General features: G+C 39.0%; 12 protein-coding genes and 1 tRNA gene. 8 read left to right on the top strand and 5 right to left on the bottom strand.

Features of this window, described 5'->3' with window-relative positions; translation table 11 throughout:
- The first annotated feature begins 1 nt into the window (after position 1).
- Together OQ289_RS02630 and OQ289_RS02625 are read left to right on the top strand one after the other, a co-directional pair.
- Positions 2–805: an outer membrane beta-barrel protein gene (locus OQ289_RS02630; protein WP_270089321.1), complete on the top strand. Its 804-nt coding sequence runs from the start codon at positions 2–4 to the stop codon at positions 803–805.
- Between the two features lie 151 nt (positions 806–956).
- A complete protein-coding gene (locus OQ289_RS02625; protein ID WP_270089320.1) occupies positions 957–1943 on the top strand; it encodes an ABC transporter ATP-binding protein in 987 nt (328 codons plus the stop codon).
- On the opposite strand, the gene OQ289_RS02620 is transcribed toward OQ289_RS02625, so the two are convergent.
- From OQ289_RS02620 to OQ289_RS02610, 3 genes are all read right to left on the bottom strand, one after another.
- Complete coding sequence (locus OQ289_RS02620) at positions 1928–2455, bottom strand: TlpA family protein disulfide reductase (RefSeq protein ID WP_270089319.1); 528 nt, start codon at positions 2453–2455, stop codon at positions 1928–1930. The genes OQ289_RS02625 and OQ289_RS02620 overlap by 16 nt on opposite strands.
- A gap of 1 nt (position 2456) precedes the next feature.
- Positions 2457–3323 carry an alpha/beta hydrolase gene (locus tag OQ289_RS02615; protein ID WP_270089318.1) on the bottom strand — a complete coding sequence of 289 codons (867 nt, stop codon included), beginning with the start codon at positions 3321–3323 and terminating at the stop codon, positions 2457–2459.
- 141 nt (positions 3324–3464) lie between these two features.
- On the bottom strand, positions 3465–4676 hold the full coding sequence (locus OQ289_RS02610) for an alanine dehydrogenase (RefSeq protein ID WP_270089317.1): 1212 nt from the start codon (positions 4674–4676) through the stop codon (positions 3465–3467).
- Positions 4677–4834: 158 nt separating this feature from the next.
- Between OQ289_RS02610 and OQ289_RS02605 the strand changes: the two genes are divergently transcribed.
- The 5 genes from OQ289_RS02605 (at position 4835) to ytxJ (ending at position 9627) form a co-directional block, all read left to right on the top strand.
- Complete coding sequence (locus OQ289_RS02605; RefSeq protein ID WP_270089316.1) at positions 4835–6757, top strand: nucleoside-diphosphate sugar epimerase/dehydratase; 1923 nt, start codon at positions 4835–4837, stop codon at positions 6755–6757.
- Positions 6758–6846: 89 nt separating this feature from the next.
- Positions 6847–7527 carry a tetratricopeptide repeat protein gene (locus OQ289_RS02600; RefSeq protein WP_270089315.1) on the top strand — a complete coding sequence of 227 codons (681 nt, stop codon included), beginning with the start codon at positions 6847–6849 and terminating at the stop codon, positions 7525–7527.
- Between the two features lie 238 nt (positions 7528–7765).
- The gene (gene ribH / locus OQ289_RS02595; RefSeq protein ID WP_270089314.1) at positions 7766–8260 is read left to right on the top strand and encodes a 6,7-dimethyl-8-ribityllumazine synthase; all 495 of its coding nucleotides are present in this window, start codon (positions 7766–7768) and stop codon (positions 8258–8260) included.
- 270 nt (positions 8261–8530) lie between these two features.
- Positions 8531–9283, top strand: a complete 753-nt coding sequence (locus tag OQ289_RS02590; protein ID WP_270089313.1) for a hypothetical protein — start codon at positions 8531–8533, stop codon at positions 9281–9283.
- A gap of 11 nt (positions 9284–9294) precedes the next feature.
- Positions 9295–9627, top strand: coding sequence for a bacillithiol system redox-active protein YtxJ (ytxJ, locus tag OQ289_RS02585; protein ID WP_270089312.1), 333 nt, complete (start codon positions 9295–9297; stop codon positions 9625–9627).
- A 33-nt stretch (positions 9628–9660) separates the two neighbouring features.
- Here the strand turns inward: ytxJ and OQ289_RS02580 are convergent, their stop codons facing one another.
- Positions 9661–12165, bottom strand: coding sequence for a family 20 glycosylhydrolase (locus OQ289_RS02580; RefSeq protein WP_270089311.1), 2505 nt, complete (start codon positions 12163–12165; stop codon positions 9661–9663).
- A 144-nt stretch (positions 12166–12309) separates the two neighbouring features.
- On the opposite strand from OQ289_RS02580, the gene OQ289_RS02575 reads away from it, so the two are divergent.
- Positions 12310–12381, top strand: a tRNA-Glu gene (locus OQ289_RS02575).
- A gap of 392 nt (positions 12382–12773) precedes the next feature.
- Here the strand turns inward: OQ289_RS02575 and OQ289_RS02570 are convergent.
- Positions 12774–13127, bottom strand: a complete 354-nt coding sequence (locus OQ289_RS02570; protein WP_270089310.1) for a hypothetical protein — start codon at positions 13125–13127, stop codon at positions 12774–12776.
- Positions 13128–13148: the final 21 nt, after the last annotated feature.

Raw genomic sequence — 13148 nt, 5'->3', positions numbered from 1 at the left:
TATGAAAAAGATAAAAACATTAATTGCCGTCTTGACTGTCATCGCATGTTGGACTCAGGTATCCGCGCAAGAGAATGACACGACTACGGTACATGAAAACTCTAGTCATAAGAAACACGTTTCCTATTCGAATAATATTGGCAAAAATGATACTGATAGGCAGATTAAATATCCTCGAACATTTTATGGTATTACCTTCGCTCGCGTAGACTGGGGATTTTCACGAATAATAGACAATGGAAGCTTCAATTTATCAGATGACAATCAATTCCTAAACTATAAAAGAGGAAAAACTACAAACTTTGGCTTTGACGTTGCTCAATTTGGCGTGAGGATGAACAATCATTTACGTATTTACCTATCTACAGGTTTTGAATGGAATTACACCCGACTTAAGGAGAATGTACTCTTGAACAAAAACAGCACCCCCCTAAGCTATGAAGTACTTGATCGAAATGATGTGAATTTTGAAAAAAACATCTTAACGTCTACCTATTTGCGAATCCCATTGACCGTCGAACTTAGAAGCCGAAGAATGGCTAATGGAGACCGTTTAAAGGTAGCCTTTGGCCCGATAGGTGGCGTCCTTTTGAAGGGTAGTCAACGTTTGAAGAGTGAAGAAAATGGTAAGCAAAAGTTTCGCGATGATTACAACCTACAGCAATTCCAATATGGAGCATTTGTGCGTGCAGGATTTGGGAATGTAGGTCTATTCAGTAAATATTACTTTAACGATATATTTGAAAAAAGTCCAAATCAGAAGGATCTTAACAATTTTACATTCGGCCTGACACTGTTCATGTAATATCCTGGAGAGTATTGGTTTTTGATTTCGAAACAAATAAACTGTATTTTTGTGTCTGATTTTTAAATAGAAAATCAGACACATTTTTTTTATAGCTATGCAAGAACTTTCTCCGTGCCAATTTATACCATCTGATCAACAACAATTAGGTTTGCCATTAATTCACGGGGATGATGTGAGCTGCATATTTGAAAATAAGGAAACGATAACTGCTGTAAACCATGTGGGCTTTGATATTGAACAGGGACAGATTACGGCAATTATCGGGGAGTCGGGTAGTGGGAAGACTACGCTATTAAAGCTAATCTATGGCCTCCTGGAGCCTAACACTGGAAGTATCAGATATAAGGGCTGGCTTGTCCCTACACGTAGAGATAAACTTATCCCTGGACATCCAGCAATGAAATTGGTTTCTCAAGGATTTGATGACCTTAATCTTTATGCTAAGGTATGGGACAATATCGCTTCTCAACTCTCCAACACCAATTTGGCTCTTAAAGAACAGCGAACACAAGAGGTTCTCGAAAAATTGAAGATAGCCCACCTCGAAAATCAACGGGTTGCTGACTTAAGTGGCGGAGAAAAACAGCGAGTCGCGATTTCAAGGGCATTGATCAATGACCCTGAAGTACTTTTAATGGATGAACCTTTTAATCAGGTCGATGCTTCCTTCCGTGATAATCTTCAGCATGACATCAGACAGATTGTAAAAGAGACAGGCCTGACTGTGGTGCTTATCTCACATGACCCCGCAGAGGTTCTATCTCTATCAGATAAACTGATCGTTATGAAAAAAGGGAAGATTGTAGATCAGGGAACGCCCGCTACATTATACTATACACCTCACAACCCCTATACAGCTTTACTATTATCTAAAAGTAATTTAATTTCTCCTGGGCAAGCTCTTATGTTAGGGATTGAAGCGGACGGCATGGTCGCTATACATCAAGAATGGATAAAAATACAGGAATCACCTACAGGAGATATGATTGTTATGGACATACGTTTCCGAGGATTCTACCGGGAACTGACCGTGGGTAATGAAAACCTATCATTACACGTGATAGACCATCCTATATCCTCAATCAGTGTGGGGAGTGGTGTTTCCATCCATATTGAAAATTATCTCTTATTTTGAGAATCGGCTCCTAACTCTTTTTCTAAGACATCTAGCATTTTCTGAAATTCGACGGCACTATAACCTATAGATCGATAGATGATTTCTCCCTTTCTATTGAGGATTATATTCCTGGGAATGGAGCTGTCTGCAAACAATGCAAAAACACCTCTTTTCAAATCTGGAAATACAGGGAATGTATATCCTTCTCGTATCATAAAGGGATTTAACTTATCCCAATTCTCTTCGCGTCCAAAAACTAGTAATGAGAAATCAGAGCGAGATTGATAGCGTTTCCATATTTCATTTTCAACTCGTGGAAGTTCCTCTCTACATGGAGGGCACCATGTAGCAAAAAAATTGATGAGCACGATTTTGCCAATGAGATCTTTGGTAGTAAAAATTTTTTCATCCTTGCTTTGCCATTCAAAATTGGGGGTGACGGCTCCTAATTTGACTTTCCATTCTTTATCCTCCTGAGCTAAGGCACAGATATTACCTAAGACGGCTAACCACAAAAGCAGATGTTTCATATTATTTCAATTTGCTCATCCAAAGAAGGCAAGATTTCATCCACTTTTCTTCGCTAGTTTTATTATTTAAACCAAAGCCGTGTCCACCATTAGGGTAGGTATAAATTTCATTGGATACACCATGCTTCTTTAATGCAGCTTGATATCGATAGGCATTTTCCACTACTACGCCTTTATCGTCTAGAGCACTCATTAAGAATGTTGGTGGTGTTGCTTTATTCACCTGCAACTCGTTGGAGAACAATTCTACATCTTCGTTTGAAGGCGAGCGACCAAGTAAATTAACGCGAGACCCCATATGGGTAATTGTTGTATCCATTGAAATGACAGGATAACATAAAATGGAGAAATCGGGTCTGAGATTTGTCTTCGCTCTATTTTCGATATAGCTTTTTTTGTAGTGTGTAGACAAGGTGGCAGCTAAGTGACCTCCAGCAGAAAACCCCAACACACCCAATTTTTGGATATCAACATCCAGCTCCTTCTGATTTTCACGGATCAGTTGCATGGCTCGCTGTGCATCTTGCAGAGGACCAATACGCTTGTCTAACATAATCTCTTCGTGCGGTAGTCTATACCTCAATACGAATGCTGTATAGCCATTCCTAGCAAACTCACTGGCTACCTGATGGCCTTCGTGATCTATAGCGACGTGTGCGTAACCACCTCCAGGAATCACGAGTACTCCTATATGCTTATCTACAGTCGTCGGCTTATACACAAAAAGTTCAGGTATATTTTTCTGATACCGTTCGCTCGATTGGTTCTTACTGTTTGGTATGCCATTTGGATAGATTTCTATCCGCTGTTGCGCTGTTGCGCTCGTCATTGCAATCATCAACAAACTAAAAAAAATAAGAGTTTTCATATGCATATATTGTTCTTTAACGGTCCTTCGTCAGCTGACGAATCCACACTGTATTATGAACTAATTTTATTCTAGCTGCTGCATGCTGCTTGAGGGCCATTTTTATTCGTATAGCTTGTAGTACGTGGATATTCCATATCGCTAGAGATTGGAGACGATGATCAAGTCCAAATCTTTTGCTGAAAGATTGAACTTGTTGGCCATGTCTTTATTGGTGAGATTTCCCTGGTACAAATAAATCGCACTACGGATTCCTTGGTCTGCCCAAATCATCTTATTCATTCCTCCAGCCTCTCCAATTTGCAAAAGGATCGGTGTAAATATATTGGTCAATGCATAAGTAGCTGTACGAGCTACTCTTGAGGCAATATTGGGCACGCAGTAATGGATAACATCGTATTTTCGAAAAATGGGCTTATCGTGACTGGTTACTTCCGAGGTCTCAAAACAGCCTCCTTGATCGATACTTACATCGATTAATACCGAATTTGGCTTCATCTGTGAAACAGTTTCCTCGGAGATAATACAAGGGGACCGTCCATTTGTTGCCCTAACAGCACCGATAACGACATCACAAGATCGGACTGCTTTGTTCAACACTATGGGCTGCATTACCGAGGTAAATACACGGCTACCCACATTGTTCTGCAACCTCCGAAGTCTGTAAACCGAGCTATCGAAGACCTTCACTTGTGCTCCCAACGCAATCGCTGTGCGGGCAGCAAATTCGCCAACCGTCCCTGCCCCAATAATGACCATTTCTGTAGGAGGTACACCGGTCACTCCGCCCAACATCAAACCCTTTCCGTCAAAAACATTACTTAAATATTCTGCGGCTATCAATACTGAAGTAGCTCCGACGATTTCACTCATTGCTCTAACGACGGTAAGGTGACAGCCCTCATCTTGAAGATATTCATATGATAGTGCTGTAACCTTCTTCCGCATCAAGGCTTGTAAGACCTCTAGACTCATCATCGAGGGCTGCTGGGAAGAAAATAGCACCTGCCCCGGCTTCATCTGTCCGACCTCGTCTAATGTTGGACTTGCCACTTTTATAATCAGGTCTGCTTTATAGACTTCTTCAGGACTGTATACAATCAAGGCTCCTTGCTCACTGTAATGCTGATCCAAAAAATTAGAGCCAGCCCCCGCTTCTGACTCTAATATTACTTCATGCCCATTTTCAATCAGCAGTGCAACAGAAAGAGGTGTCAATGCAATTCTGTTTTCTTGAAATGACACTTCCTTAGGAATACCTATGGTAAGGCTATTTTTGGATTTACCAACAGCCATAAGCGCCTCCTGAGGCTGCATCATCGCTTGTTGGGCTATTTTGGAAATATTACCCATCTATTCAAAATTTTTCTGTCACTAATTTAGGTAAATATTAAGGTATCTAAAAGAAAACGCTATTCTTTTAGTTTCAGCTAACAATAATAGTGGTCAACACTATAGTTTGATGAATAAAAAGTTTAGATTTGCTTAACCATTGTCCAGATTAAAAACAGATGAAAATACTAAATTCAGTCAATCAACTGAGCATCGTCCCGCGGTGGATAATATTTCTTTTTGATATTGCCTGTGCTTCTTTTGCATTTTTCTTAGCGTACTCTGTCTATTACAACTTCTCTCAAGAAGCATTTTATAGACCCACACTTGCGGGGGAATTCTTATACGGAATGTCCGTGACTTCTATCGCTTTTTTAATCTTTAAAACACACACGGGCATCATTAGGTATACTAGTGCAGTAGATTCGATAAGAATACTATCTACCATTCTTTTTGTGGTAATCATTCTATTTGCTGTCAAATTGGTGCTTATTGCACTTCGTATCCCCACTCTCCTCCCCACGAACCTGATTATCCTATATGCCTTATTTGCATTTGTTTGCTTAGTCATTTATCGCACGTCAATCAAAGTTTTCTTTCAATATACCAAAGCCGCTAGGGATACGAAAAAGAATACGTTAGTATTTGGAGCAGGAGACTTAGGAATAGCCGTTAAAAGAACGATGGATCACGACCTTAGGTCTATAAATGCTATCATTGGTTACCTGGATGATAGTGATCAAAAAATCGGAAAATCTATCGATGGGGTCAAAATCTATTCCCCGAATGACTTAGACAAACTCATCAACAAATTGAGTGTAGAGGAATTGATTATTGCATCGCACAACATTCCTGCACATCGTAAAAATGAAATTATTGATATCTGTCTAGAATACAATGTCAATGTGTTAACACTACCTCCAGTACAAAAGATTATCAACGGAGACTTAAACCCAAATCAGATACAAAAAATAAAAATTGAAGATCTATTGGAGCGAGATCCTATAAAGATATCCAACAATAACATATTGGACCAATTGAAAGGCAAGCGTATTCTTGTCACTGGGGCAGCCGGATCCATCGGAAGCGAAATATCCAAACAACTTGGAAAATATTCGCCGCAGATGATTATCTTATGTGACCAAGCCGAATCGCCACTGCACAATCTACAATTGGACCTCCAAGATTTGCACAAAAATCAAGTATATCATACCTTCATTGCTGACGTCAAGAATGAAGAACGTATGATTGCCCTTTTTGAGACCTTCAAACCCCATGTGGTCTATCATGCTGCCGCCTACAAACATGTCCCCATGATGGAAAACCACCCCATTGAGGGAGTTCGTACAAATATCTTCGGATCTTTCACCATTGCCAATCTAGCGGTGGAGTATGATGTTGAAAAATTTGTTTTTGTCTCTACAGATAAAGCGGTCAACCCAACAAATATCATGGGTGCTACTAAACGTATTGCTGAAATATATGTACAGTCACTAAATACCCATATCCAACAATCCAATCCTGACAAGCGTAATACGAGATTCATCACGACTCGATTTGGAAATGTACTGGGCTCCAATGGATCTGTCATCCCTAGATTTAAGGATCAAATTGAGAAGGGCGGCCCAGTCACGGTCACTCATCCGGAGATAACGAGATACTTCATGACCATCCCTGAGGCCTGTCAACTTGTTATAGAAGCTGGCAATATGGGTCAAGGTGGTGAGATTTTTGTATTCGATATGGGGAAATCGGTAAAAATTGTCGAATTAGCTGAAAAAATGATTAAGCTATCTGGTTATATCCCCAACAAAGATATTCAAATAAAATTCACGGGACTCCGCCCGGGGGAAAAGTTGTATGAAGAGCTCTTGAATGACCTAGAAAACACCATGCCTACTCATCATGAAAAAATTATGATTGCACAGGTCCGGGAAAACGACTTTAACTATGTAAATCAAGAACTTAACAAGCTATTTGAGATTGTTAAGACACAGAATGAAACTGACATGGTTAGACAAATGAAGCGTATCGTACCAGAGTTTAAAAGTCAGAACTCCATCTATGAAGTATTGGATAAAGAGAAAGTGCAAATCCAATAACCTCATCATTCCTAATAATATAAACCCAAAACACTTGCAAATAATTTTTAAAAGTGTAATTTTGCTTTCCGAATTTTTATTTTTTGAAAATGTCAAATAATCAAACCCGTGCAGCTGAACCTGCAAATAAACCTCAAAAAGGTTCATTTTTTATTGAAAACCAGAAAAGTATCACTTTTATTGTCAGTGGTATTGCAGTCCTTATATTATTGTATTTCGGTTACCAAAAGCTTTATTTAGCACCAAGAGCTGAAAAAGCCGCCAACTTGGTTTTCAAAGCAGAAGAATATGCTTCATCTACTGATGACTCTCTACAGAAAAAAGCGATTGCTGGTGATGGATCATACCCAGGATTCAAAGAAATCGCTGATGAATATTCTAACACGAAATCAGCGAATATCGCAAATGCTTACCTTGGGGGCTTGTACCTTAGAGAAGGTAAGTATGCTGAAGCAATAGAGGCTTTAGAAAAATACTCCGATACGGGCAGTGAGGTCTTAGACCCACTAGTCGTAGGTCTATTGGGCGATGCATATTCTGAACAAAAAGACTATAACAAAGCGGCCTCTTTCTATAAGCAAGCTGCAGAGAAGAAGGAAAACTCTTATACCTCCCCTTTATTCCTTAAAAAATTAGGCTTGGTGTATGAGCAGTTGAAAGAAAATAAAAAAGCTGAAGAAGCTTATACCAAAATAAAAAATAACTACCCAGAGAGCCAAGAGGCTTCTTTGGTAGAAGGGTTAATCGCTCGTGTAAAAGCCGAGCAATAGGATATACCTAGCGTACAATATAACAAAGGGCTGCATTATGGCAGCCCTTTGTTATATATACCATTTCCTCCTGTTCGACATTGCAAGACTCTGGAAAATCGTCATCAAATATCAATTGGACATTCCATTAAGATACAAAATCAAATATCAAGATGTCGTATCATTTGTACACATCGATTTTATAATCCGAACAATTATAATTGCATATAAAAGCAAGTTTGTCTAAGTTTGTAACCATATGGCAAGTACTTTAAAAAACTTATCTGATTTTTCTCACATCCAAGTTAGTGATGCGAAAGATTTTAAATTTGGAATCGTCGTATCCCAATGGAATGCACAAATCACAGGCGCATTGTTAAATGGTGCCGTACAGGGTTTATTGAAACATAATACCCAAGAAGAAAACATTGAGTTGGTTGAGGTACCTGGCAGTTATGAACTTATTTCTGGAGCGGATATCTTACTACGGGACCAAACATTTGATGCAATCATCTGTTTAGGTTGTGTGATACAGGGGGAAACTAGGCATTTTGACTTTATTTGTGACGCTGTTGCTAACGGCATTGCAAATGTAGCGCTCAAATACAACAGGCCGGTCATATTTGGGGTATTGACGACGGACAATTTACAACAGGCAGAGGAACGCGCAGGCGGTAAACACGGGAACAAAGGAGAAGAGGCTGCAATTACAGCTATACAGATGGCGAACATCGGTCGTAAATACACACAATAGACGCTATATTAAATAAAAATTGTCAGGTGCAATTCACGCTGACTATCAAAATACAATCCACATGAAATGTTACTTATTGATTTTGGCTACGTTCATATTTATCGGATCGACCTTACTTTCGTCCTGTTCGTCCCAGAAACAATGCGCCGCATATAATTCCTATCCCAAGAAAAAAACAAGGACAAGATAGCGTTCCTACACACGTCAAAGAACTGCAGCTACTACGTAATCCCTTCCTGCTAGCTGTCTATTCTTACTAAAATAATGAATATGAAAACTTTCAAATTCTTATCATTCATCTTTTTTTTCTGCGCTCTTTTTTCCCAAAATAGTTTGACAGCTCAAGAGGCTGTATCAACCAATAAATTGTGGGAAGGAATAGGTGGAAAGGCCAAATGGGAAGAAACACACTTCATCCTGTTTTCGGCTTCTGGTAACAATGTTTCCAATTTTATTGAGAATCCTAGAAAATTCTTAATAAATCGAAAAAATGGAGATTCTCGTTTTGAAGGATCAACTTCCTCTGGCGATCAAATTGTATTATTATTCAATTACAAAAGCAACAAAATAAAAAAGCTTTATGTCAATGAAGTAGAGCAGACCAATATTGAAAATTTTACAATTAAGAATTTTCCAATAATATCAGAACAGTTCAAAAAGGATATATCTCTTCTTTTTCTTCCGACGACGTTAGGCAACAAACAATTAAAACCGGATGATGTTCAACAGAAAATAGTTGATACTGAGAAATTAACCATGATTAATGTTAGTACGACTTCCGAGGTCAATATCAGAATAAGCGGTAAGTTATACTTCAACTCCGATAGTGGACGAATACGTCGTTGGGAATTGGACACGGAAGACGGTAATGTACAGTATATGGTCGACAATTATAAGGATATTGGTGCTGGATTGATTCTACCAACGACTTTTAAGTCTTCAAATGACAACAGTAAAAGTGTGACTTTTACAACAGTAGCGGCCTTTGTAGATATGGAGCTTAGTAAATTTTCTTCACTATAACAAATTACAATATGATTCAATGGAAAGATCTCTCAACCGTTCAGCAGCTTGACGATATCGCTCAGGACAGTCAAATTCATGTTATTTTCAAACACAGTACACGCTGTTCGGTAAGCAGTATGGCTAAGCGATCATTGGAGTACAGTGCCGTACTACTGCCTCCTGATTATAGCTTGTATTATCTAGATTTAATCCGCTATAGAGAGATTTCCAATATGATCTCCGAGAAATGGCAGATCCACCATGAATCGCCTCAGATACTGGTCATAAAGGGAGATGAATGTTTGTACTATGCCTCACACGGCGATATCGAAATGGCTGATATTATCAAATTCATAAGCTAACAGACGAAGGCCTAGACCTTCGTCTGTTAGTCATTAATTGTATTTAAAACTATACGTTCGTCCTTTTCTACCATTGCTTGCGAAAACGGCGAAGGAGTATGTTTTTCCTTTCTCTAACTTGACTACGCCATTTTTGACGGGTTGAGATTTCAGTGTAGGTTCAGATTTATCATCCGTATAAAATATTTGATAGGCTGGGTATTCGGTATTCACCAATGCATTTTGTCCCTCCAACCTAACGCCAACAGCTGGCAGTCGATACGCGTAGCCACCATTTAGCTTATCTAACTTTGGTAATTCCACCCCTCCTACCTTCTTAGAAAATTCGGCAAAATCCTTATCAAATTTCTTGAGATCATAAGAAGCAGATTCCTCCCAGCTCTTTACCGGAGACCATGCGCGCTCAGCTACCGCCAAAAATCTTGGAAATACTAAATATTCCATATCTGCGGCACTTCCTATCGTTTCAGACCATATTGCTCCCTTGACACCCAAAAAGTTAGCCTTTCCAATCTCTGTCAACTTAGTTTTATTTTTAAAATACGCTGCGCCTTTTGCCCTTCCTTTTCCAATCTCAGTGACATTAACAAAGAAATTCTCTGGCGCAAAAGTATAGGCTTCTCTTAAGTTTGTATAAGCAGCCCAATTTAGACCCGTTTCTGCAAATGTTGTATTCCAGGCCATATCTAAATAAAAATTACTGGCGCTTGCAAATATGACCTTGTATCCTTCATTTGCGAGACGGTACGCAAGATCCTCCTGCCCACCACCAATGAGATTATTCCAAACATCCAATTTCATTCCCTTTCCTGTCAACTGTGGATTTACGCCCATACCCTTCCCATCGTTATACATTCCCATTTCTTCCCATCCTTCCATTGTCAATCCACGCTCTTGGACCAGATTATTAATTTTTTGTATGTAATAGGGCCATACGTCATTGACTGATTTTAAATTGGCCGCTTTCATCAGTTCCGCTATTTTCGGCGATTTCTCCCATACACCAGCGGGCACTTCGTCGCCCCCTAGATGAACAGTTCTGAGCTCCACTCCAGCTTGTTGGTGCATTTTCTTTAACTCGTCTAATACTTTTCCAATAAAAGCATATGTGGAGGGTAGTGCCGCATTGATGACATTATCATTCCAATTTTGGGCTGAATTGTAAATAGATTTGTCGGCTATATCGTGTAATAAATACATTTCGGCCTTATCTTGCTCTCCTGATTTCATATACCTATTGTACCGAGACTCCATTGATTTAATGGCTGCCCGTGCGTGTCCAGGTGTCTCAATCTCGGGTATGACTTCGATATGTCTTGCTTTTGCATATTGAAGGATTTCGATGTAATCTTTAACGGTGTAATACTGCCGTCCCTTGCCCTTAGCACCCGATCTATAAGCAGGTTGCAAAGAGCGACCATCTGCAAATGTTGCTGATCTTTGACTACCTACCTCTGTCAGCTCAGGAAGTCCTGGAATCTCTATTCTCCAAGCTTCGTCTTCAGTGAAGTGAAAATGGAATACATTTAATTTGTACATAGCCATTGCATCCAACATCTTCATAACCATCTTTTTGTCTTGAAAATTACGGGCTACATCCATCATAAATCCACGGTACTTATACCGTGGCTTATCCTTCACCTGTACATAAGGAAAGAATGCATTTGTTTTGGCAGGATTATGAGGCACAAGCAAAGACTTGACGGATTGCAGTCCATAGAAAGCACCGGTAGCGCTAGAGGCGGTTATCACAACACCCTCACCATCTATGTTCAACGTGTACTCATCTGCTGCGAGGCTTTGCGAGCTCTGAATTGAAATAACACCTTTAGATTTTCCAGAAAGTGATGCTTTCCATCCCAATTGCTTTATATCAGATACAAATATTTTGGCTTCATCGAGAAATCTTTCATCTGTTTGGACACTCAATTTACTAGGCAGTAAGAATGTGCGTTCAGAATCTCGAATCAAGGATACAGGTGTCGGTAATATTAATTGGCCTTGCTGTGCATTGCCCATTTGGTTGAATATGTATTGCTTCTCCAATACCTCCATCATTTGTGCATTGTCCATCTTTGGCTCCACAATCTTGTAATTGACTACGTCAAATTTTTCGCCGCTCCTATTGGCAAAATAAAGGCCTCCTGGAGCCTTACTCGTAGTTCGCAATGGTGCAATCGCATCGAATGTCACAATCAGTGAATCATTCGGTTTGATGACATGATAGGAGTTATCTAAGAAACTTAATTGATATAGGTCACCGTTTCTGTGCTCCACCAAAAACTTCGTATTTCCTTTATCTTCTTTCACCGGGTATAAATAGTTAAACATAAGCGACCAATCCCTTATATCTACAGCTTTAGTACCTGTATTTTTTATAATAAATGAAGAAGTTGACGATTCATCTATCGGTTTCGTCTCCTCTATTTTCCACTTCACGTGTAAAGCTGACTTCATTAGCTTCTCTTGTGCATTCGAAACCCCTTGTACAACCATCAATAGCCCTAAGGTTACGCTTCCTATATGTTTTTTGTTCATAGTCACAATACAGACATTTATAACTAGTCAAAATACATAAATTCGTGCAAACAAAAATCTATTTCTGAAAAAAATAAAAATAATATCAAAATAATTTTGGTTTATAGAATGTTGTTTCTATATTTGCACACCGAAACACAAAAAGGCCCGTTCGTCTAGGGGTTAGGACGCAAGATTTTCATTCTTGAAACAGGGGTTCGATTCCCCTACGGGCTACAAATTAAAAGCTTCACTGAAAAGTGAGGCTTTTGTTGTTTTTAGACTTTTGGTTAAGGTTTAGCAACAGTTGTTACTGTTTCAGTAATAAGGAATTCTAAGGAACATACTGGGAAAAATACGTGCCAATTCTGAACGTCATAAAATACGATGTACTGACTGTTGAGGATTGGAATCCGTACTTAAAAAGTAAGGGAACGAGAGGAATGTTAAAAGAAGAGATGGTGAGGTGGTGTTTTATATCCTGTTTTTGGTTTTAGGGTTCGATTAACAGTTTTTTGGTTTCTCCTGATTTAGGGCAGAAGAAAACGCAAATCTTTGTGTTCTCTATATTTTATATATTGATTCTGAATCGATGGAGATAGTAGGATAGGGTTCAGGTCATCTTTACATTAAAAATAACCATTTTTGCCTGTTGGATTCTTATTTGAAGGTGAGTCCTCGGAAATGAGATTTAATAGATCATTATATTTTTCTAACAAGCCAATATATTTATTCATCCAGAAATAAACAGAATTATTATCGGCGTCTGTATTTTTTACAGAAGAAGCATCTTGTGCACTAAGCACGTGACGATGGTTTTTTATTAACGTTTCAGGTAGTTCGGCCGTGAAATCGTGTCCAATTATATTACCAACTTCTAAGAGAATTTGAAGATTCAAATTCTCTTGTTCAAACCAATTATATATTGTTCTTCTACTTACTTTAAGCTTTCGGGATAATTCGCTAATCCCAATACGTTCCATTCGAAGAACCTGTTTTAGAAT

Origin of the sequence: Sphingobacterium sp. SYP-B4668 (assembly GCF_027627455.1) — a bacterium.
Lineage (GTDB): Bacteria > Bacteroidota > Bacteroidia > Sphingobacteriales > Sphingobacteriaceae > Sphingobacterium.
The sequence above is the reverse complement of the archived record's forward strand: the minus strand, read 5'-3'. Positions and strand labels throughout refer to the sequence as shown.